The sequence below is a fragment of the Martinezella sp. CNPSo 3890 genome (assembly GCF_057784455.1).
On record NZ_JBXSOR010000006.1, the window covers coordinates 143,805 to 165,680 of the forward strand.

General features: G+C 59.1%; 22 protein-coding genes. 4 read left to right on the top strand and 18 right to left on the bottom strand.

What is annotated here, in order from left to right:
- The first annotated feature begins 13 nt into the window (after positions 1–13).
- On the top strand, positions 14–964 hold the full coding sequence (locus AC13RC_RS16955; protein ID WP_488557881.1) for an alpha/beta hydrolase: 951 nt from the start codon (positions 14–16) through the stop codon (positions 962–964).
- A 19-nt stretch (positions 965–983) separates the two neighbouring features.
- Here AC13RC_RS16955 and AC13RC_RS16960 read toward each other — a convergent pair whose 3' ends face one another.
- From AC13RC_RS16960 to AC13RC_RS16970, 3 genes are all read right to left on the bottom strand, one after another.
- Positions 984–2,018 carry a LacI family DNA-binding transcriptional regulator gene (locus tag AC13RC_RS16960; protein ID WP_488557882.1) on the bottom strand — a complete coding sequence of 345 codons (1,035 nt, stop codon included), beginning with the start codon at positions 2,016–2,018 and terminating at the stop codon, positions 984–986.
- Between the two features lie 545 nt (positions 2,019–2,563).
- Positions 2,564–2,869 (bottom strand): hypothetical protein, encoded by a 306-nt coding sequence (locus tag AC13RC_RS16965; protein WP_113395940.1) that lies wholly within the window; start codon positions 2,867–2,869, stop codon positions 2,564–2,566.
- 302 nt (positions 2,870–3,171) lie between these two features.
- Positions 3,172–4,131, bottom strand: a complete 960-nt coding sequence (locus AC13RC_RS16970) for an aldo/keto reductase (RefSeq protein ID WP_488557883.1) — start codon at positions 4,129–4,131, stop codon at positions 3,172–3,174.
- Between the two features lie 174 nt (positions 4,132–4,305).
- On the opposite strand from AC13RC_RS16970, the gene AC13RC_RS16975 reads away from it, so the two are divergent.
- Positions 4,306–5,205 (top strand): AraC family transcriptional regulator, encoded by a 900-nt coding sequence (locus AC13RC_RS16975; RefSeq protein WP_488557884.1) that lies wholly within the window; start codon positions 4,306–4,308, stop codon positions 5,203–5,205.
- Between the two features lie 206 nt (positions 5,206–5,411).
- On the opposite strand, the gene AC13RC_RS16980 is transcribed toward AC13RC_RS16975, so the two are convergent.
- The 10 genes from AC13RC_RS16980 to AC13RC_RS17025 all read right to left on the bottom strand — a co-directional run bounded on the left by AC13RC_RS16980 (position 5,412) and on the right by AC13RC_RS17025 (position 16,458).
- Positions 5,412–5,930, bottom strand: coding sequence for a MarR family winged helix-turn-helix transcriptional regulator (locus tag AC13RC_RS16980; protein ID WP_246661749.1), 519 nt, complete (start codon positions 5,928–5,930; stop codon positions 5,412–5,414).
- A 91-nt stretch (positions 5,931–6,021) separates the two neighbouring features.
- Entirely contained in the window at positions 6,022–6,819 is a 798-nt protein-coding gene (locus AC13RC_RS16985) for an ABC transporter ATP-binding protein (protein WP_488557972.1), read from the bottom strand.
- Entirely contained in the window at positions 6,819–7,751 is a 933-nt protein-coding gene (locus tag AC13RC_RS16990; RefSeq protein WP_488557885.1) for an ABC transporter permease, read from the bottom strand. The genes AC13RC_RS16985 and AC13RC_RS16990 overlap by 1 nt, the downstream gene beginning before the upstream one ends.
- Positions 7,748–8,728, bottom strand: coding sequence for an ABC transporter substrate-binding protein (locus tag AC13RC_RS16995; RefSeq protein ID WP_197044203.1), 981 nt, complete (start codon positions 8,726–8,728; stop codon positions 7,748–7,750). Before AC13RC_RS16995 ends, AC13RC_RS16990 begins: the two co-directional genes overlap by 4 nt.
- A gap of 37 nt (positions 8,729–8,765) precedes the next feature.
- Positions 8,766–9,986 (bottom strand): alpha-hydroxy acid oxidase, encoded by a 1,221-nt coding sequence (locus AC13RC_RS17000; protein ID WP_488557886.1) that lies wholly within the window; start codon positions 9,984–9,986, stop codon positions 8,766–8,768.
- Positions 9,987–10,021: 35 nt separating this feature from the next.
- Positions 10,022–11,449, bottom strand: coding sequence for an FAD-linked oxidase C-terminal domain-containing protein (locus AC13RC_RS17005; protein ID WP_113329165.1), 1,428 nt, complete (start codon positions 11,447–11,449; stop codon positions 10,022–10,024).
- Positions 11,446–12,471 (bottom strand): prephenate dehydratase domain-containing protein, encoded by a 1,026-nt coding sequence (locus AC13RC_RS17010; RefSeq protein WP_488557887.1) that lies wholly within the window; start codon positions 12,469–12,471, stop codon positions 11,446–11,448. The genes AC13RC_RS17005 and AC13RC_RS17010 overlap by 4 nt, the downstream gene beginning before the upstream one ends.
- Positions 12,472–12,563: 92 nt before the next feature.
- On the bottom strand, positions 12,564–13,364 hold the full coding sequence (locus tag AC13RC_RS17015) for a class I SAM-dependent methyltransferase (protein ID WP_488557888.1): 801 nt from the start codon (positions 13,362–13,364) through the stop codon (positions 12,564–12,566).
- A gap of 410 nt (positions 13,365–13,774) precedes the next feature.
- Complete coding sequence (locus tag AC13RC_RS17020) at positions 13,775–14,638, bottom strand: DMT family transporter (protein WP_488557889.1); 864 nt, start codon at positions 14,636–14,638, stop codon at positions 13,775–13,777.
- 920 nt (positions 14,639–15,558) lie between these two features.
- Entirely contained in the window at positions 15,559–16,458 is a 900-nt protein-coding gene (locus AC13RC_RS17025; protein WP_488557890.1) for a LysR substrate-binding domain-containing protein, read from the bottom strand.
- Positions 16,459–16,557: 99 nt separating this feature from the next.
- Here AC13RC_RS17025 and AC13RC_RS17030 point away from each other — a divergent pair, with 99 nt between their 5' ends.
- A complete protein-coding gene (locus AC13RC_RS17030) occupies positions 16,558–17,316 on the top strand; it encodes an SDR family NAD(P)-dependent oxidoreductase (RefSeq protein WP_488557891.1) in 759 nt (252 codons plus the stop codon).
- A gap of 24 nt (positions 17,317–17,340) precedes the next feature.
- On the top strand, positions 17,341–17,730 hold the full coding sequence (locus tag AC13RC_RS17035; RefSeq protein WP_183808585.1) for a nuclear transport factor 2 family protein: 390 nt from the start codon (positions 17,341–17,343) through the stop codon (positions 17,728–17,730).
- 108 nt (positions 17,731–17,838) lie between these two features.
- Here AC13RC_RS17035 and AC13RC_RS17040 read toward each other — a convergent pair whose 3' ends face one another.
- From AC13RC_RS17040 to AC13RC_RS17060, 5 genes are all read right to left on the bottom strand, one after another.
- Positions 17,839–18,642: an IclR family transcriptional regulator gene (locus AC13RC_RS17040; protein ID WP_145319946.1), complete on the bottom strand. Its 804-nt coding sequence runs from the start codon at positions 18,640–18,642 to the stop codon at positions 17,839–17,841.
- Positions 18,643–18,805: 163 nt separating this feature from the next.
- A complete protein-coding gene (locus tag AC13RC_RS17045) occupies positions 18,806–19,576 on the bottom strand; it encodes an amino acid ABC transporter ATP-binding protein (protein WP_488557892.1) in 771 nt (256 codons plus the stop codon).
- A gap of 13 nt (positions 19,577–19,589) precedes the next feature.
- Positions 19,590–20,249: an amino acid ABC transporter permease gene (locus AC13RC_RS17050; protein ID WP_488557893.1), complete on the bottom strand. Its 660-nt coding sequence runs from the start codon at positions 20,247–20,249 to the stop codon at positions 19,590–19,592.
- 6 nt (positions 20,250–20,255) lie between these two features.
- Entirely contained in the window at positions 20,256–20,918 is a 663-nt protein-coding gene (locus AC13RC_RS17055) for an amino acid ABC transporter permease (protein WP_488557894.1), read from the bottom strand.
- A 56-nt stretch (positions 20,919–20,974) separates the two neighbouring features.
- Positions 20,975–21,817 (bottom strand): transporter substrate-binding protein, encoded by an 843-nt coding sequence (locus AC13RC_RS17060; RefSeq protein WP_095437550.1) that lies wholly within the window; start codon positions 21,815–21,817, stop codon positions 20,975–20,977.
- Positions 21,818–21,876 lie beyond the last annotated feature (59 nt).

Consider the following 21,876-nt stretch of genomic DNA (forward strand, 5'->3'; position numbering starts at 1 on the left):
AGGGGATAATCCAATGGAAAAGCTGGATGAAAGCGCGCTGCGCGTTCTTGCTCTCACCAGTCGGTCGAGCGGTCGGCCATTCGAAACCGGCACACCTCAGCAGGCGCGTATCGACTATGATGCGAATTGTCCGACGCTCCAGGGCGCAAGAGAGGCCGTCGCTTCGGTGGAGGATCGCGGGATTGCCGGCCCGAGCGGCCCGATCGCCTTGCGCATCTATCGCGGCATCGGTGCGCCTCTGAAGTATGGTCCAGGCCTCGTCTATTTGCATGGCGGCGGCTGGGTGATCGGCAATCTCGAATCGCATGACGAAATCTGCCGATGGTTCGCCAATACTGCCAAATGCACTGTCATCTGCCCCGACTACCGGCTGGCGCCAGAACACAAATTTCCCGCCGGAGTGACCGATTGCGCTGCCACTTTGGCATTCGTGGTGAAATCGGCGGCAGACCTCGGCATCGATCCCGGGCGGATCGCCGTTGCTGGCGACAGTGCCGGCGGCAATCTTGCTGCCGTGCTGGCATTGATGTCACGCAATGGCGATGCTCCGCCGCTTGCGGCGCAACTGCTCATCTATCCCAATACGGACGCCGCCCAGACGGCCGATAGCTATCGCCGTTATGCCGAAGGCTTCGGCTTGACTGCCTCGACAATGAGATGGTTTCGCGATCACTACGTTCGCACTGCAGCCGATATAGCAGACTGGAGGGTTTCTCCGCTACAAGCCGAGACCTTGGCCGGAGTGGCACCGGCCTTCATCGCCACCGCCGGACACGATATTCTGGTCGACGAAGGCATCGCCTATGCCGGGCGATTGCGGGAGGAAGGGGTGCGCATGGTACATCGCCATTGGCCGGGGCAGATCCACGGTTTCGTGTCGATGGGGAGATATGTGGCGGAGGCTCGGCGGGCAGTGGAGGAGGCCGTCGCGGCGTGGCGCGGCTTCGAAGCGGTCTTGATTTAGATGAAAAGCAAGTGCCGCCTTAGGCCGACTGCCGCATGACCAGCGTTCCATCCAGGCTGACCTTGCGCGCGATCGACTGGGTGGGCACGTCCGTATCTCCAAGCAGCATCAGAAGCGTGCTGACGCTGCTCGCCGTCATCGCGGCGAAGTCCTGAGCCATCGTCGTCAGCGGCGGGCAGGTATAGCGGCTCAAGGGATGGTCGTCATGGGCCGCGATGCGCAGATTGTCGCCCTTTTTGCGCCCGATTTTCAGCCCGTGCGCGAAGGCGGCTGCCATCACGCCGAAGGCGAGGCGATCATTCGCGCAAAGGATGGTTTTGCGCGGAAGAGACTTTGCGCGGAGCAGGCCGTCCATCTGCTCGTATCCGATGCGCTCGAACTCCCAGGTGTAGGCAACACTGGTGCTGATGACCAGCGGCTCGCAGCCTGCGGCTTCCATGGTGGCGATATAGCTTGCCAGCCTTTCGGGTGAGTTGTGATTGACATGCGGAATGTCGAGATAGGCCGGCGCCTCTCCGGATCGGCAAAGATATTCCACGATCGTTGCGACGCTCTGGTAATTGTCGTTACCGATGAAGGGCGTATTGCCTTCGATATAAGTGTCGAAATAGACGATGGGCAGGTTCTGCGTGAGTTTTTCAAAGGTGCGCGGATCGGATTTCTTCCCTAATGGTGCGACAAGCGCACCGGCTACCTTCAAGGACAGCATTGTGTTGACCGCTTCGCCTTCCAGTTCGGGTAAGCCGTGCGACGAGAACACGATCGGCCAGTAACCCTCGTTGCGCAGGCGCAATTCCAGGCGATTGACCATTTCTGCATAGAAGGGATCGGTAAGGGCGGGAACCAGAATGCCGATATTGCGGGTTCTCTTGCGATTGAGGTTCCGCGCATAAAGATTAGGCTGATAATCCGACGAACGAAGCGCCGCCTCGATCAGCGCGCGGGTCGCCGGCTTTACACTGGTCGGATCGTCAAAATATTTGGAAAGGGTAGGGCGGGAGACACCGCAGGACTTCGCGAAATCCTCCATCGTCTTATGCGTCAATTTTTCCATCTAAAGTCGACCATTTTTCCAGCTGCCGTCGCTACGAATGCCTTATGCGCATACGTGGAAAGCAGCGCAACCAGAGACGTAAAATCCCGACAAGTTCTTTTGCGCTTTGTGTTGCAATAAAAGGTAGCGCGCGAAAATTTATTATTTAACGCGTTAAAATTCAAGTTGCAGCATGAGTGGTCCGAGCGGGAATGGAGCGCATCACACGAAATCCCCTGTTGGGATCCTTCATCAACGCTCATGCGAATGGCGACAAGCTGCGCGGATGAGTAGTTACGACGACATTCGAACCACAGCCGCATAGTCAGCTTTTGATATTGGCGCGTGTGAAGCGGGAATGGGTAAAGCCGGAGGCGCATGAACGGCGCGCTGGCCATTGACATGCATATCCTCTTGCAAATGGTAATTTCGGGCTGATCTTCGCGATCGCCGCGAACCAGGCTCGGGACCCGCCGTTTTTCTGTCGGCGTTGCCTTGATGGATGCCGCGCGTTTCTGCTGACGCAAATTTGTTATCGAATCCGCGCGACACGCCGGCGCCAGCTTTCAAATCCCCGACCCGTCGAGTTGCTGGGCGTTGTCGCCTTCCCAAGGTGAAGGCATTGAGGTGCGATTGAGATTGGCCGAGGGCATCGGCATCCAGCATTTTAGTTCCGGCTCGGCATATTCGATGATGTGCCCGGGTGAAGAATCGGAGGCGCGCCAGCCTTCCGTACCAAATTGATCGCCATTCGACCAATATGCGAGGTCAACTTCTGCAGGCCCCTGTTCTGACGGGCGGATCGTGACAAGGATCCGACTGCCGTCTTTCGGAGCGCTTGCCATGTGCCGCCAGCGGTCTGGCTCATTCATCACTCTTCCTCCTGCCTTGCTTTGGGTTGCAAGTGTCGCCTCGCCATCGAAAACGGTCAACTCAAACTTTGGGCGATCCTCCATCGTTTCAAATGTTTGCGGCTGCATATATTTCGGAAGGAAGCATGTACTGCGATACGTCGGGTTCGTTGGGGCATCCAGCGCTCCGGAACTTGCGAGATGCGCCAACACATTCCGGAGCACGTGTATAATCAGGGAGAGACAGGCGATCGTCTCGCAGAACGAGATAATCGCCTGCGGTACTGGTCGGAACGGCTCCGAGATCTTAGGACAGCGGAGCTTCAGCCTTGCATCTCTTTTTCCCACCAGCCGCGGGTGTTCACGTCCGCGGCGTCAGCGAGCGCTTCCAGCTCTGCAATGTCGTCGCCGGTGAGGCTGATGCTGCCGGCTCGGACGAGACTATCGACATGATCGGATTTGGTGACGCCGATGATCGGCGTTGTGCCCTTGGCGATCGCCCACGCTATCGCGACATCGGGAGCGGCCGCATCCTGCTTCTGGCCGATCGAGGCGAGCATGTCCGTCAGCGCCTTTAGCTGAGGCAGCATGCCATTGTAAGCAGCCGCCCGGCTGCTTCCTTTTGGCAGCGGGTTCTCCGGACTGTACTTGCCAGTCAGGGCGCCCTGTTCAAGCACCATATAGGCGAAGAACGGGATACCTTGATTGCGGCAGTAGTCCAGGATGCCAGCTTGCTCGGAGCTGCGGTAGAGGAGACTATAGTGGTTCTGGATGGCTTCAACCCGGAATCCGGCCTCTCCGAGGATCCGGTTGGCAAGCTCGATTTCGCTCAGGTTGTGATTCGAGACACCGACATGTTTGACCTTTCCGCTCTTCAGCAGCGGTATCAGGTGCGGAGTCCACCGCGCCACATCGGCTGGATTGTGAATCCAGTAGAGGTCGATGTAGTCGGTGCCGAGGCGCGCCAGGCTCTGCTCCAGCATGTCCGCCACGGGATCACCACCGGTCCCTGCCGCTTGCGGGGTGAACTTCGTGGAGAGCTGATAGCCGCTGCGGGCGTAGCGTTTGAGTATCTCCCCAAGTAGGGTTTCTGAACGGCCCATGCCGTATACCATGGCGGTATCCCACAGGGTGAATCCGTTCGCATGCGCCTTTTCCGCGACCTCTTCGAGGCCAGCCTGAGTAAGGCGGCTGCCAAAGTAACCGTCGCCGGTCTCGCCGCTGTCGCCCCACGCCCAGGTCCCCAATGCGACCGTGGGGGCTTTCAGATAATCCATCGTCATGTTTGCTCCGTCCTTGTTCTGCAGCCTGGTTCGCTGCGACCCAGGTGCTGCGGACACTATGATGTGTGGCGACGCCGAGCCGTTAGCCTTATGTGCCGGAATTACTGCCCAATCCTCCAGAAGCCGCACGGTTTCGCCTTGCTGCCCTCCTGCTCGCATGCAATGGTCAGGCTCATGGAAACACTGACCAAAATCTCTGCAGTAATTGCCCGGCACGCCTCGAAGGATGGCTTCCACGCCACCCCCATCGAACGGATGACGCTTGCTCGATCCTCCACGGTGACGATGCCGATGCCGAACGTATATCGGCCGCAACTGTGCCTTGTCGCACAGGGGCAAAAAGAGGTTACTCTGGGTGACCGCGTGTTCAGATATGCGCCGGGCCGCTATGGGATTGTGACTTACGATCTGCCGGCAACGGGCCAGGTGGTCGAGGCGACGCCTGACAGGCCCTATCTCTGCCTGTTCCTTGATTTCGATCCAGTCATGCTGGGGCAGCTGGCGTTGCATGTGCCGCCACCGCCGGGAGCGCCCGCTCGGCCCACAGGCAAGACGGTGTCCGACGCTGGCGCTAGTCTGCTCGATGCGGTGCTGCGCCTGCTGCTTCTGCTCGACGAACCAGCAGCATTGCCCGTACTCGGGCCGTTGACCGAGCAGGAAATTCTCTATCGTCTGCTCGCCGGCCCGGATGGTGCCAGGATGCGCCAGATCACCTCGAGTCAGGGGCGGGTGGCGCAGGTTGGCCGTGCCATTGCGTGGATCGGGCAGAACTTCCGGGAACGATTCAGCATCGAGCGGCTTGCTGCGGAAGTCGGCATGAGTCCGTCGAGCCTGCACGAGCATTTTCGCGCCGTGACGGCGATGACGCCGCTGCAATTCCAGAAGCAGCTAAGGCTCCAGGACGCGCGCAGCCTGATGCTGGTCCAGGACATTGACGTCACGACCGCCGCCTTCCGCGTGGGTTACGAAAGCCCGTCGCAGTTCACTCGCGAATATCGGCGCCACTTTGGAGAACCGCCGGCGCGTGACATAGCCCGCCTACGCGCTTCGCCGCGCTTGGTAGGGGTAGCTTGAATTCAGCTTTCCGGGGCATTGACGGTCAGTCCAAATGTCGCCCGCCGAAGATGCGGACCGAATGCGGATATGCTTATGGAGCAAGGCCGCGGCCGATTCAGCTCCTGATCCCCTCGGGCTGGACCCTGAGACTTCACGCGAACTTCATAGCCGCTTTTCGATGGAGAGTATTCGGGGCTTTTATCGGGATTGAGCCATATTCGGGGTTAGATCCCAGATTTGATGTCGGCCACCATCGCCTGCCAGCCACGCGCGACAGCTCCGGCGCATGCATCTTCGATGCGATCAAGCATAGCATGTAGCGCCTCGCGCTCACGAACCGACAAGCTTTCGAGAATACGTGCTTCCATCGCCTGACCGATGGACACGATCTCCTCGAGCACCTTGTAGCCCTCGGGTGTGAGTTCGATCGCAGAGAATCGGCGATCACCGGCACCGGCATTGCGCCGGGCAAAGCCTAGCGAGACCAATTGCGCAATGCCGCGGCTTACTGCGAATTGATCGAGCGCTCCGGCATGGCAGATTTCCTTGCTCGAAAGCCCCGGGCGGCTGCCGGCGATGGCGAGAATTCGCCATGACGCCTGGGACAGGCCATATCGTGGCCCGTAATAGGATGCGAGCAACTCAGCGGTGCTGCTTGCCACCAGAAACATGCGGTAGGGCACCCAGCGATCGAGCCGAAAGGCTGGCTTCACCGCCGTTCCATCCTCGCGTTCCTCCGTCACCCTATTATCGGTTTTATCGTTTTTTAATTGCATATTGCAGATATATTCCAGCGAAGTTCCGAAAACAAGCCGCGGATGATCGCGGTGGATGTCAAGCGAGCAGCAGCCTGTCTTCGGCAATTTCGCCGCCGCTTACCGCTCCAAACAGCGCAATCAGGTCTGGCACATCGTAACCAGCCCGTTCATCCCCTGCGACGTCAAGCACGATGCGTCCGCCGCTCATCATGATGGTGCGCTGGCCATAATCGAGAGCATGGCGCATACTGTGTGTGACCATCAGTGTGGTGAGACGCTGACGCTCGCTGATCTCCGCCGAAAGTGTCAGGATGCGCGCCGCCGCCTTGGGATCGAGCGCTGCCGTATGTTCGTCAAGAAGAAGTAGTTTCATGGGCAGCAATGTCGCCATCAAAAGGCTTACCGCCTGCCGCTGGCCGCCGGAAAGGGTGCCAATCCCCGCCTTAAGCTTCGTTTCAAGTCCGAGGCCAAGACTGGCAAGCTGTTCTTCAAACCGCGCGCGCCCAATCCGTCCACCAAGCGCAAGGGACAGTCCGCGCCGTCCGGCGCGCGCGGAAGCAAGCGCAAGATTTTCCTCAACGGTCAGAGCCTCACAGGTTCCGATGCGCGGATCCTGGAATACGCGGCCGATAAATCTCGCCCGTGTCTGGGTCGGCAACCGCGTAACGTCGACGCCGTCGATGACGATCCGGCCCCGATCGGGTGAAGGAGCGCCGGCAATGGCCGAAAGGAGTGTCGACTTCCCGGCACCATTGCTGCCGATCACCGTTACGAACTGCCCCTTGGGGATGGCCAGCGATACGCCACGCAGTGCAGCCACTTCGAGAGCTGTCCCCGGGTTGAAGGTGACTGATATCGCGTCGAGATTCAGCATCATGAGGTCGCTCTTTCTGCTTTCGATGGCTCAGGCAGCCGGCTACGCCTGATGGAGGGCAGCTTCTTCAGCCGCGTTTTCGAAATCATCACGGCGACGGCGACGACCAATGCTGTTACCAGATTGAGATCCTGTGCCTGGATCCCGATCACGCCGCCGTCGAGCGCCAGCGCAATGACCAGCCGGTAGATCAATGCACCGAGGATACAGCCGAACGTGGCTCGCGCGACCGATCCTGCGCCGACGACCGTTTCGCCGATAATGACGGCGGCAAGACCGGTGACGATCGTGCCGATACCCATTGAGACATCGGCAACGCCCTGGCTTTCGGCATAAAGCGCCCCGGCAAGCCCGACGAGGCCGTTAGCGAGGGCCATACCGAGCATGACCATGCGGCCATTATCGACAGCCTGTGCCTCGGCCATCCTCGGGCTGGCGCCGGTTGCACGTAAGGCCAGTCCCATTTGCGTGGCAAGGAACCAGTCTACGAACATCTTTGCGGCCAATACGATGCAGAGGAGCCATACTGTATTGGCCCAGACCCCGAGCGCTGCGATGCTGCCGATCCAGGAAAAGATGGTATCGGTCCCATAAAGCGAAACATTCGGCTTACCCATGACGCGCAGATTGATTGAGAACAATGCGACCATGGTCAGGATCCCTGCAAGCAGGTTCATGATCTTCAGCCGGACCGACAGGAATGCTGTGACGAAGCCTGCAGAAGCGCCCGCGGCAAATCCGAGGAATGTCGCAACAATGGGCGGCACGCCGGCCATGATCGTTGACGCTGCAACCGACGCGCCGAGCGGGAAACTGCCGTCGACAGTTAGATCCGGAAAATCGAGCACTCGGAACGAGAGATAGACGCCAAGGGCAACGAGGGCAAACAGCAGGCCTGCTTCGCAGGCACCGGAAAGAGCAATCAGGCTCATTGGTCGATCACCTTCGCTGCGCTCTGTGTCATCGCCTCGGAGAGAGTGACGCCCATCTTCTTGGCCGAGGCGAGATTGAGGTAGAGATCCTCGCTGTCCAGTGTTCCGACCGGGATGTCGCCCGGCTTTGCGCCATTCAGGACCTTGGCGGCAATCTCACCCGTGAGCCGTCCCAGCTTGTAATAATTGAATCCGAGTGCAGCCATCGCACCCCGTTCGACTGAGTTGGTGTCGCTGGCGTAGACCGGGATCTTCGCGTCGACGCCGACCTTGACCACGCTTTCGACGGCCGAGACCACCGTGCTGTCGGTCGGCAGGAGGATTACATCGGCCTTGCCAACGAGGCTGCGGGCAGCGTCCGGCACCGCGGCCGACTGTGCCGCCGTCGCCTCGACGATACTCATACCGATCTTCGCCGCCTCGGTCTTCATTTCAGCCACTTGCGCGACGGAATTGGCCTCGCCGGCATTATAGAGGACGCCGATCTTCGTTGCCGTCGGGGTCAGTTTATGAATCAGTTCGAAGGTCAGGTTCAGAGGCTGCTTGTCACTGGTTCCGGTCAGCGTGCCGTCCGGTTGAGCGAAGCTTTTGACCAACTTTGCGGCAACAGGATCCGTCACGGCCGAGAACACGATCGGGATCGCTCCTTTGGCTGCGGCCTGGCAGGCCTGGGCCGACGGTGTGGAGATGGCGACGATCACGTCGGGCGATTTGCCGGCAAATGTCTTGGCGATCTGCGTCTGCGTCGGCATGCTCCCTTGAGCGCTTGCGATGTCGAGTGTGACGGTCTTGCCGTCGATGAAGCCGGCATCGGCCAGTGCATCGACAATCCCTTTGCGGGCCGCGTCGATGGCCGGATGCTCGACAATATAGGTTAGCGCCACTGTCTTGTTTGCCGCGGTGGTGACCGTGGCGGAGAAAGACAGGAGCAGGGCCGAGAGGGCCAGTGCGTGTACGAAAGCGGTTTTGCGTTTCACCGGAGCAATCTCCTCGTAAGGGTTTGGCAATGACGGGTCAGGCGGCAAATGGTGACTGTGGGCGCGGAGACATGGGTTCGCGAGCGGAAACCTGCTCGGGCCGCAACAGCATCGGGGGAAGGCGAAGCGTGGAAGGTCGAAGATCGGCAATGGTGGGCGCACCCATCATTGCCTGAGCGACGTCGAGCTCGGCGGCGATGATGGCAAGGGCTCTGAACGCGGCATCCTCGCCGCCACTCGCCAGAGCATAGAGCGTCGCACGTCCGATCTGCACGGCCGTTGCTCCAAGTGCCAGCGCCTTGGCAACATCGGTGCCGCTGCGAAAGCCGCTGTCGATCAGGATTGCGAGCTTGCCCCCGACAGCGCTGACGAATTCCGGCAGGATGTCGATACTTGCGACGGCTCCATCGAGTTGCCGTCCGCCGTGATTGCTGACCACGATACCGTCAAGCCCAAGCTCGGCTGCCCTGCTGCCCTGCCTCGGATTGAGCAATCCCTTGAGGATCAGCGGTCCCTTCCAGCGATCCCGTATGAAGGCGATGTCGTCCCAGGACACGGTTGGGTCGAGCTGCTGTTCCATCACCTCGGCAATCGTTCCCGCGGATTTGAGATCGAACTCGGCTTCCATGACTTCCAGACGCGGAGCGCCGGCCTTGGCCATCCGCAAGGCCCATCGGGGATGAGCTGCAAGGCTCAGGAGCTTCCTGGGCGTCCAGCGGAACGGCAGCGAAAAGCCATTGCGGGCATCGCGCAACCGTCTGCCGGGAATGGCGTTGTCGACTGTTATCTCGATTGCTTCGAAGCCCAGTGCTTCGGCCTGTTTCAGCAGCCTGAGGCTCACCTCGCGGTCTCGGAACAGGTAGAGCTGAAACCACTTCCTGCCTTCGCCGGCGGCTGCCACCGCTTCCATGCTCGCGCTGGCCGCTGAGCTCATGACAAAGGGGATTCCCGCTCGCGCGGCAGCCCGGGCCAACGCCTGGTCGCCCGCAGGCCATGCCGCGCCTGCCAGCCCGGTCGGTCCGATGATGACTGGCATTGAGAGAGGCTCGCCGAAGAGCGAGATGGCAGCCGAGCGGTGGCCAACATCGACGGGTGCAGAGCCGACGAGACGAATCCGATCCAACGCTGCCCGGTTTTCGCACAGCGTGAGTTCCGAGCCGGCGCCTCCGTCGAAGAAGTCAAAGACCATTTTCGGCAATGCGCGCCTTGCGGCGTTTCTGAAATCGGCGATCGATGCCGGGCCATGCGGATTGGACATAAATTCTCACTACCTCCCTGGTTTATGTATCTCGCTCAATTGAAAGGCGGTGCCTCGGCGAGATTGAAGATCTTGCCTGGATTCATGATGTTGTGAGGATCGATGGCGCGTTTGATTGCGGCCATGACCCGGATGGCTGGACCATGCTCCGCGACAAGCGCTGCTATTTTGCCGTGGCCTATCCCGTGCTCGCCGGTCGATGTTCCCTGAAGGGTGATGGCGCGGTCCGCGAGACGTTTGGTCAGTGCCTCGACGCGCTGACACTCATCGGGATCGGCGGGATCGAAAAGGACGCAAAGATGGAAATTGCCGTCTCCCACATGGCCGCAGATCGGTGCGACAAGGCCAAGATCCCGCACGTCATCCTTGGCGGCAAGTATGGCCTCGACAAGCCGCGATACCGGCACGCAGCTATCCGTGGGAAGGGCGCTTGCGCCCGGGCGGAGCGCAAGATTGGCCCACCAGATATCATGGCGCGCTTGCCACAGCCTGCCTCTGGCTTCCGCCGATACGGCGGTATCAAACCGACTGGCACCGGCGGCATGTGCCTCCTCCTCGATGAACGGCAAGGCCGCCTCGACCGCTCCGCGGCTACCATGCAGTTCGATAAAAAGCGTTGGCTCGACCGGCAAGGAGAGTTTTGAATAACGATTGACGGCCTCGACCTGCAGTTCATCCAGCAGTTCGATGCGTGCCAAGGTGTCTGTGAGCCTGGTCGCGACAAGCACGAAGCCGACTGCCTGTTCCAGTGTGGAGAAACTCGCCGAAATCGCAACGACATGGTCTGGAATTGGATGCAGCTTGACGGTGACGTCGGTCACGATGCCGAGCGTGCCTTCCGATCCCACCCAGAGACGTGTCAGATCGTAGCCCGCAGCCGATTTGCGAGCATGGCTCGCGGTGCGGATCCGATCACCATTGGGCAGAACGACACCAAGCGAAATGACGTTGTCTTTCATCGTGCCATACCGCATGGCATTCGTACCGGAGGCGCGCGTCGAGGCCATCCCCCCAAGTGAGGCGTCAGCGCCGGGATCGACGGGAAAGAACAGTCCGGTGTCGCGCAATTCGGCGTTGAGGCGTTTGCGGGTTACGCCTGCCTCGACCGTCGCTGTCATGTCGTCCGGTCGAATCGTCAAAATCCGGTCCAGCCGGGAGAGATCGATACATATTCCGCCCATGAGGGCGGCAACATGTCCCTCGCAGGAGGTGCCGGTTCCAAACGGGATCACCGGCACGTCGAAGGCGTGGCAGGTCGCCACGATACGCGATACCTCATCCGCCGTATCAGGGAAAACGACCGCGTCCGGCGGATAGGAGGGATGCCAGCTCACGTCATGGCCATGCTGATCACGCACAGCCGTAGCCGTTGTCAGCCGATCGCCAAAATGCAGCTTCAGTTTCGCGATTGCCGCCTCGACCAGATCGCTATGGCGCCCGTAGTGCTTCACCGCGGTCGTCATCCCCCGGCCTCCTGCTGGCTATCGGACCATCGAAAGGCGGCCGGAGGCTTGGTCCCCCATGACGGGAGATTTTCCTCACTGCGGTTGCGCAGATGGCGGCTCGCCATCGGAAACGTACCGAGCACGACAAGCTCCCGAGCATGGCGGGCGAGAGTATCGAGCGCATCGGCCACCTCCGGTGCAGCCGGATCACCTTCGAACTCGCACAGGAAGCGGGACGGCACGAATTGCCCGCCGACAAGGTAGCTTTCGATCTTGGTCATGTTGATGGCGTTTTCGGCAAATCCGGCAATGGCGTGGTAGAGGCAGCCCGGCCGGTTCTGTGTGCGGAACACAATCGTCGTCAGAAGCTGTGTTTTTTGCTCGATCGCCTGAGGTTCGGCGGACAGCACGTAGAACCGCGTCGTATTATGCGGATCGTCTTCGACATTGCGTTTGAGGATATCCAATCCGTAGAGGTCGGCTGCAAGATCCGAGGCAATTGCTGCTTCGCTCGGATCCTCGCAAGAGGCCACCAGCTCGGCGGCGTGGGATGTCGTCGGAGCGGCGATAGCCTCAAGATCGAGCGCTGCGATAAGCCGGCTGACCTGGCCAAGTGCCACGGGATGCGAACGCACGCGTCTGATGCTTGCAAGTGATGCGCCTGGCGGTGCCATGAGGCAATGTTCGACGCGTTGAAAATGCTCGCCGACGATATGCAAACCACTGTCGGGCACGATTCTGTGCACATCCGGCACGCGTCCAACCAGGCTGTTTTCGCATGGCAGGAGGATCCGGTCGACTTCACCGCGGACGGTGCTGGCGATCGTGGTCTCCAAGCTCGGCATGGCGATGCGATCCGCGGACGGGAACGCCATCCTGCAGGCGACATCTGCAAATGCGCCGGGCCGACCATTATAGCCGACTTTATGGACTGTGGTCTCCGAGCCGAGTTTCCTGGCGCCCGGAACCAATGACCTGGTATCGAAAGGGGCTCCGGCGGGAGGGGCCGTGGCTCCACGGTTTGCGGCGGTCGATGTCATAGACGATCTCCGAAGGAATTGTGCACGCCAGGTCACGTTGCGGGCGGATTTGTCCGGTCCCGCGTCAAGCGCCTGTCATCGTTCATCCATGATTAATTCGCAGTCGGCAGCTTTGTCGTTTCCATCATTGTCATCGGCCAAAGCAGGGCGATGCCGTTGCCGTCGGAAACGATGTCAAGATGGCGTTCCGCTGCAACAAGGCAGTCGTCGTCGGTGAAGATGTCGGTTGCCGAGAACAGCAATCGCAGGAAATGTCCGAGACTTGCCTTGGTGTCGAAGCGCCAGCGGGTGGTGACATCGGTAAATTGAGGCTTGTCCCATCCGGTCAGAGCGCACAGGCTCGTTGCAAATTCCCGTGAAAGGAAAGAGACCTCGTGGCCGGTACAGCAGCTCTGCGCGATGAAATCGTCGAAATAGGCGGCAAGCCGCGTTCCGGCGAAGATGTCAGCAATCACCAGCTTGCCGCCAGGCCGCATGTGGGCTGCGATCGCCTTCCAGGCAGCGGTCTTGTCGGAAATATGGTGCACGGCGCCGCGCGACCAGGCCATGTCAAAATCGCGGATCGGCAGGTCGAGCATGTGCGCAGCCTGACCGAAGACCCTGATCCGGCCGCCGCTTTCGACTTCTAGATCCTCAAGTTGTTCGGTGGACGGATCGGTCGCGACCAATAAGCCGGCAGGGCCGACATCTTCGGCAATCGCCCGGCTGAAATGACCGTTGCCGGCGCCGATCTCCAAGACGTGCCGGCCGTAGATCGGCTGCAGGAAGCGGCGCATGGCAGCGACATCGTCAAGCCAGGCATCGGGAAAGAGATGAAGTGCATCGCGGTAGGTCGCCGAGCGGCGGCCGGAGAAGACGATGTCAGATTCAATCGGTGTCGAGGACATATACATGAACATATGCCTTCCAAAATTGTTGCGGTTCGGACATCTCCCTAGATTCTCGTTTTGCGGACAATCGCGATGCGATTTACCTCTTATGATTAAAACTACAACATAGATTTGATAGGAAATCAATTGCTATTTGCAAGTAATTTAGACATGCATAAGCTTTGTGCAATCGATCTTATTGGAGGCAATTTTAGCGGAGCCAATAGCCGATCTGAAGGATGTTCTTGATGGGTATCCGCATCTTCCGATTATCGGATCGGTCGTTAAACAGCTCTCAAGCTGTGACCGCAACACACCGGCCCTTCCCAAATTGCCAGGAGTATTAAGTCTCGCCGGAAGTACTTCAATCGCCGGGACTGCGGGCGAACACGGATAGGATGCCGATTGCAGAACCGGTGCTTGATTGTTGCGCCTCAAGCATTGAGCACCAGTATATTGCCAAGAAGGATCGTCGCGCCGCCGAAGGCAAGACGGGTATCGATGTGCAGGCCTTCGAAGATGACCGAGATGGTTATGGCGACAATCGGAACAACGGTCAGCGCATAGGCCGCCCGTGCGGGGCCGACCTTCTCGATGAGCATAAAATACATAAGAAACGTGACGCAGGAGGCAATAATTGCCAGATAGGCGAGCTGCGCCAGATAGCCGACAGTGACAGGTATCGTGAGAGACGTGCCGACAACGACCGCCCAGGCGACCCCGAAACCGCATCCGCACAATGCTCCCCAACCCATGAGCACCGGGATCGGCAAGCCGCGCCGCTGGTTGCGCGCAGCAATTGCGGTCCCCGCACCTGTCGCCATCGCCGCAACGCCTGCCCAGATGAAACCAGTCACGGTCTGCGGGTTGAGATGCAGTGCGAAGATCTGTGGGGCGGCGACGATGCCAAGACCCAGGAGACCAAAAACTATGCCAATCGTCGCGCGGCGGCTGATCCGGAGATTCAGCAGTAAACGGCTGGCGATGGCGGCAAACAGCGAGGAACTCGATAGCACCAGGGCAGCAATCCCGCTCGGGATACCCTTGGTCGCCTTATAAAAGGCGATAAATGCAAGCCCGAAAAACAATATGCCTTGCATCATCACCCAAAGACGATCGCTGCGGGCTATCGTGATCGGTTTGCCGGTGGCGATCGAAAATCCGAGCATGCTCAATCCAACAAGGAACATGCGGATCGCTACCGACAGCTCGGGAGCAGAAGCGCCTGCCTGGAGAGATGTCACAATCGCGCCCGAACCCCAGAAAAGCACGGTCGCGAGAAAGAGGGCTGCGGTCATCCTCACATCCTTTGTGGCTAAATGGTAATCCAGGCAGTCGACTCGCCTCGTGGAATACGCAGGCATAGGCATAATGTCGGTTATTTAGTTGCAAAATGCAATTATTATTTAATTCGCGTTCGCGTCGCCGCTGCGACTCCTGCGTCCACGATGGCAAACGGCGATTATCGGAAATCTCGGGCTTCGAAGGTGAGATTCAGTAATTTTCACTTTCGGCCTGAGGCTGCTATATAGCTTGTGACAGGCGGGGAACAACAGGGCGGCGAGCGCGACGCGGGTTCGGGCACCAGTCATTGTTGATCACACGGAAATCCGAATAGCGTTTTGTTTCCCCATGGTGCGAAATCGAATAACATCTCCGTTATCGAAAATGGTCAAAGAGAGCATTAGGGATGTCTATGCAGCCGATCGATAAAGCGTTCACAAGGACGGTTGCCTTAGGCATTCTGATTATTGTTCCCGCCGTTTTCTTTGCTTCCTGCTCGACGGTCGGCGGAACCGGCGGCCAATCCAGGTCGGTAACCGCGAGCAGATCGACAGATCGCGACAAAGACAAAGCGGCCGAACGTCGGCGATGGGCGGAGAGGGTTGAACGAGATAATCAGCTAGCTCCAAGCGGGTCGGCACCGGGTTCCTATGGCTCTTCCCGTCCTCTCTTCACTTGGTGAGCGATAGATTGGTAAACCGCCCAGGTCTCAGGTTTTAGGGAACGGGTCCGCCGCCAGCCGGAGCCACAATCGATCTGCTTGCCGGCAAGATCTTCGACTTGGAAGAGATGATAGTCGTTTCCAGTCTCTGTCCTGGTTTGTGGTCGGCGGACCTTTGCATTGCCCGGATATGGCATACGTCGTTATCCAGCATGCTCCGGAGGCGCTCGCAACGCCGCTTTCGAGAGACCTATGATCCAATCGGGCAGATCATCAGACAAGCGCATCCCTGGGAAAGCCTGCCGCCAGGCAGTCGATGAACCTGCGAACGGCCGGAGGAAGACCACGGCGCGTGGTGAATACGAGGTGAACAAGGCCCTTCATGCCATGCCAGGCGGGAAGGACCCGTACGAGCTTCCCTTCTTCCAGCGCCTGTCTGCATGTGTGATCGGGGAGAAGAGCGACGCCCAGACCCGCAAGTGCGGCTGCCCTCACGGCCGTAAAGTCCGCACAGCCCATTCTCGGCTCGTGCCTGAGCGTATGGGTTCGGCCATCGTCCGTCTCAAGAAACCAGTTCACTTCGCCCTGATCATCCGTGGTCGAGAGGGTAGGTTCGCTCGCCAAAGCTTCTATATCTGCAATGCGGCCGGCAATTTGCGGGCTTGCGACCAGGATACGGATCGAGTTGCCTAGCGAGCGCATCGTTAAGGAGGCATCGCCGTCCAACGACGTTCGGACGCGCAATGCGACGTCGATCCGCTCGTCTATGAGATTGACCGGACGGTCGATCGCGATGAGTTGCAGCTGCACTTTTGGATGCTGCGCCAGGAATTGCATTAGGAGGGGGGAGATCGGTTCGACCAACCCTGTCGGGCAACTCATTCGGATCAGACCATGCGGCTCTGATTTTGCCTCTGCAACGAGCGCCTCTGCACGCTCGGCTTCCGCCAGCATTGCCTTGCAGCGCTCGTAGAAGGATTGACCTACATCGGTCACCCGAAAGCGACGGCTTGACCGTTCGATCAGTCGCACGCCGAGCCTTTCCTCGAGCCCCGCTATCCGTCGGCTAAGCTTCGACTTCGGCTCGCGCAAAGCGCGCCCCGCGGCTGCGAACCCGCCGTGAGCGACGACCTCGGCAAAATAGACCAGATCATTCAAATCAGATCTCATCATCGTTCTCCATTTGGAACGATGAGTATCAAATTTGCTGGCTGTTTGCAGCATCGTTCCGCTGGCATGTTCAATTCAACGGCAATGCCGCAACAAAGGAGCATGATAGTGAGTAAGAAATTCGAAAACAAAGTCGTGATCGTAACGGGTGGCACGAGCGGTATTGGTCTTGCAACGGCAAAGGCTTTCTCGATGGAAGGTGCCTCCGTGTTCATCACCGGCCGCCGCAAGGAAGCACTCGATGCCGCCCTCCAGAAGATCGGTGGCCGTGTCACGGGCGTACAGTCCGACATGAGCAAGCTCGTCGATATCGACCGTCTGTACGACGCAGTTCAACAGAAGCACTCGCATATCGATGTGGTTTTCGCGAATGCCGGCGGCGGCGAGATGTTACCTCTCGGGGCGATTACCGAAGAACACTACCAGAAGACATTCGATACCAACGTGAAGGGCACCTTGTTCACCGTTCAAAAGGCGCTCCCGCTCCTGCGTGATGGTGGCTCGATCGTTCTCACTTCGTCGACGACGAGCATTTCCGGCACGCCTGCCTTCAGCGTCTACTCGGCAACCAAGGCTGCCGTGCGCAACTTCGCCCGCAACTGGATCCTCGATCTCAAGGATCGCCGTATTCGCGTCAATGCAGTTAGTCCTGGCGTGACCGATACGGCCGGTCTCAACGAACTTTTCGGCAACGGTGAAAGCGCGGAGAACACGAAGAATTATCTTGCGAGCCTCATTCCTGCCGGCCGCGTCGGGCAACCGGAAGAGATCGCCAAGGCCGTCCTCTTTCTGGCCTCCGACGATGCCAGCTTCATCAATGGCGTCGAACTCTTCGTCGATGGTGGCCACGTCCAGATCTAAGCCGCCATATCAGGGAGAATGACCATGGCAGACATCGCAACGCTGCTCGATCGGAATCTGCAGGGCATCTTTGGGGAGGGCGACGATGCCCTCCGCCGGAAAGTGGCGGAGGAAATCCTTCACGAAGACGCGATATTCATCGAACCGCACGGGATCTACCGCGGCCGCGACGAGATCGTCCGCATTGCCGGAGCCATCCGCGCCATGCATCCGACATTTGCATACACGACAATCGCAGCAGCGGACGTTCTTCATGATCAGGCCGGGCGGGTGCAATGGGTGGCCGGTGCGCCCGGCGAAGAACCTGCATATGCAGGTACGGACTTCATCATTGCCAAGGACGGCAAGATCGCAGCGATCTATCTTTTCTTCGATGGGAATCCAGATCCGACCAGCCCACCGATCGGGGCCTGAGGCGTCTCAATGCACAAGGAACGATCGCCGTACTCGATTCAATAGGCGCCGGTTCGGATCCCACGGCGTGCGGAGATTTGCAACTTTCGTGAAAAAAACTTGCTAGGTTCAGGATCCGAAGAACCGGCCTTTCGGCGACCGGAAGCCGAGCTTTTCGGAGATCTCGTGAGCGGCTTTCAAGAGGCTGTCGAGATAGGCGGTGCGGTTGCGCAAGCCATCCTCGCGCGGCGTTACCAGGCAGAGTGTCGCGATGCAGGCGCCGTCGGCTTGATGGATGGGCACGGCGAAGCAATGGGTGAAATTCTCTACTTCGCTATTGAAGGTGAAGTATCCATCTTCGGCGGCTTGACGCACTTGAGCGATGAAATCGGCGGGTTCCAGCCGCCTTCCATTCGGAAGGACGAAATCTTCAGGTGGAATGAAATCCAGGATTTCCCGGTCCGAAAGATGGGCTACAAGCAGGCGCCCCGAGGCGGTCCACGGAATGGCGACGAGCTCGCCCACATTCGAGGATATGCGAAAGGGGCGGATGCCTTCCCGCATCATGGCGACCGTATATTTATTGCCTTCCAGCAGGCACATTTGCGCTGTCTCGCGCGTCTCCTCCGCCAGCACGCCTAGCATGCGGCCGCATTCGCGCATCAAGTCGAATTGTTCGGCATAGGCGGTGCCGAGAAAATAGAGGCGGCGGCCGAGAAAGACCCGGCCGTCGCCGCCCTGATAGTCGAGCATGCCATGACCGAGCAGAAGATTGACAAGCTCGTAGATGGAAGAGCGCGGCGCACCGATTTCAGTGGCGATCTCGTTCGGGCGCATGGGTTGGCGTTTTACCCGCAGAAACTCAAGAATCTCGAAGGCGCGATCCAGGCCCCGCATGCGTCGGGATACAATGTCGTTTGCAGTCTCGGCCATGCTTCTCTCCGAATATTCCCATACCAGCCACAACCGGCATGCTGCGACGCATCAGCACATGGTGCCGGCTATACGGCGTTGGTGCCGTCAGATCTCAGCAAGACGCTGCGATAGCATCCGAGTGTGCGATGACGCAACGCTTGCGCAGCGCTCTTGTTTCCTCTCAATTGAAACTCGAGGTCTTGAGGAATTCGGCAAGCCGCTCCGTCTTCGGACGCGCGAACATGTCCTTCGGATCACCTTCTTCGCAGATGACGCCCTGGTTCATGAAGATGACGCGCGAGGAGACCTCATAGGCAAAGCGCATCTCATGGGTGACCAGCAGCATCGTCATGCCGTCGGCGGCGAGCCCTTTGATGACTTGAAGAACTTCGCCAACCAGTTCCGGGTCGAGGGCCGACGTCACTTCGTCGAACAGCATCAGCCGAGGCGCCATGGCAATCGCTCGGGCAATCGCAACGCGCTGTTGCTGGCCACCCGAGAGCTGGCCCGGATAATGATTGGCGCGAGCGGCAAGGCCTACACGATGGAGCCATTTTTCCGCGACGACGCGTGCGTCCGACTTCGACATTTTCTTCACCTTGACGAGGCCGAGCATCACGTTCTCGGCGGCGGTCATGTGCGGAAAAAGGTTGAACTGCTGGAAGGCCATGCCGGTGAGTGCGCGCTGGCGGGCGATCTCCTTCTCGCTCTTGCGACGGCGGGTGTCGCCGTCGGCGTGATAGCCGATCTCCTCGCCATCGAGGCTGATCTTGCCGCCCTGGAACTCCTCCAGCATGTTGATGCAGCGTAACATCGTCGTCTTGCCGGAACCCGACGAACCGATGATGGAAATGACCTCGCCTTCCTCCACCGTGCAGTCGACGCCCTTGAGAACCTCGTGCTGGCCATAGGTCTTGCGCAGGCCCTGAATGTCTAGAATTGTCTTGCCCATCGGTCCGATCTCCTCAGGACGGCAGTGCGGTCTTGCGCTCGACATATTTGCCGAAGCGCTCGATACCGAAGTTGACGATGAAATAGAGGCCGCCAGCCAGGAAATAAAACTGGAGGCTCATGAAATTGCGGGAGATGATCTCCTGCGTGCGCAAGAGCAGTTCGGCGACGCCGATGACGGAAAGCAATGTCGAGGCTTTTACCATCTCGGCTGCCGTATTCACCCAGGCTGGCAGGCATTGGCGCATCGCTTGCGGCCACAGGACCGAAGTGAAGGTCTGGGTGAAGGTGAGGCCGATCGCCTTGGCCGCCTCCGTCTGACCTTTCGGAATGGCCTGCAGCGCGCCGCGCACGATCTCGCCGACATGCGATGAACAGAAGATCGCCAGGGCAAGAACGCCTGCGGAAAACGGACCCAAATCAAGACCTACCGCAGAAGAGACGTAGTAGCTCGCCAGCACGAGAACCAGCACGGGCGTACCACGGATGATGTCGGTATAGGCCCGGATCAAAAGGCGCAGAATGGCTCCGCCGTAGACGAGCGCGAGGCCAACGAAGACACCGACGACGGAGCCCACGAGAATGGCAAGAAGGGAAATCGATACCGTCACGCCGAGCCCGTTGATGATGACGTAGCGGGCGATCCAGAGTTGTTCGAGAAAACTATGAGACATCCGATGTTACCTCGGTAAAGCCAGCCTGCGCTCGACGAAACGCATCAGCGCGGCGATGAGGAAGCAGGTTGCTACGTAAATAGCTGATGTGACCATCCAGGTTTCGATGACGCGAAAGCTCTCGACGTTGATCTTGCGGGCAGCGAATGTCAGCTCCGGCACAGCAATGGCGGCTGCAAGCGAGGTATCCTTGAACAGCGAAATGATGGTCGAAGACAGCGACGGAAGCACGTTGCGCAGCATCAGCGGAGCGATGACCGATCCGCGAATCTGCATTGGCGTCAGGCCGATTGCCAGACCCGCCTCTGAAAGACCTTTCGGGATCGACAGCAATCCCGAGCGAAACACTTCAGCAAGATAGGCGCCTGAGTAGATGGAAAGGACCAGGACGAAGCTTTTGATCTTGTCCAGCCGAAAGCCCATCTGCGGCAAGGCGAAGAAGGCAAACAGCACCAGCACCAGGATCGGCAGGTTTCGGATCACGGTCACATAGACCTGCGCCGGGATCATGGCTGCCCGGTTTTTCGATGTCAGCGCGAAGGCGAGTATCAAACCGATCAAGGCGCCAATCAGAATCGATATGATCGCCAGGCCGAGGCTGAGCGCCAGACCGCTCATAAGAAAATCAAAATTGCGCCAGACGGCGGCAAAATTCAGCGTGTAACCCATGTCGGGCCGCCCCTTTCAGACTGGCGGAGCGGGAGATGTCCCGCTCCGCTCGGCCATTACTTGTATTCGACCGGGAAGCCGATCTGTGGTGGGGTCAGGTCCTTGCCGAACCAGGTCTTGTAGGACTTGGCGTAGCTATCGAATTCGACGCCTGTCATCGCTTCATGAAGAGCGGTATTGACGAAGTTCAGCCAATCCTGGTCGCCGCGCTTGACCGCGCAGGCATAGGTCTGCGGGTTCCAGCCATAGCCGGCGTCCTTGTAGCGGCCCGGGTTCTGCGTCATGTACCAGGCGAGTGACGACTGGTCGGTCGCAACCGCGTCGGCGCGGCCGGATTCCAGCGCCTGATAGATCAGATCGACGGATTCGTACTGGTCGACCTTCGCGTCCGGAAGGGCGGCATGAACCATGGATTCCGCATAGACGTTCTGCAGAACGGAAACCGTGACGGAAGAGCCTGCCGCCTTCAATGCCGCATAGTCGGCATACTGGCCATCGGCCTTCAGCATCAGGCCGACGCCTTCACGATAATAGGGAATGGTGAAGGCTACCTGCTGGGCGCGCTCGCCGGTCACGGTCATGAACTGGCAGGTGATATCGACCTTGTTGGTGGTGATGTTTGGAATTCGGGCATCGGACGACTGATTGACATACTCGATCTTGTCGGGGTCGCCGAACAGGGCCTTGGCGATGATGTGACCCATGTCGACGTCGAAGCCCTGCAGCTTGTCGTCAGCGCTCTTGAAGTGCCACGGCGCGTTCGTACTGCCGGTTCCAAGAACGAGGTGACCGCGCGCAAGCACCTCATCGAGCTTGCTGCCGTCGGCGAGAACGGGCGTTGAAGAGAGGAGTGCGGCGGCGGCCAGCGACATCAGGCCGACGCGCAAGGAAATGGTCATGGTTGTTCCCCTTGGTTAATGGCTTTCGAATAATCCAATATTCCGGACATCTGTCTGTT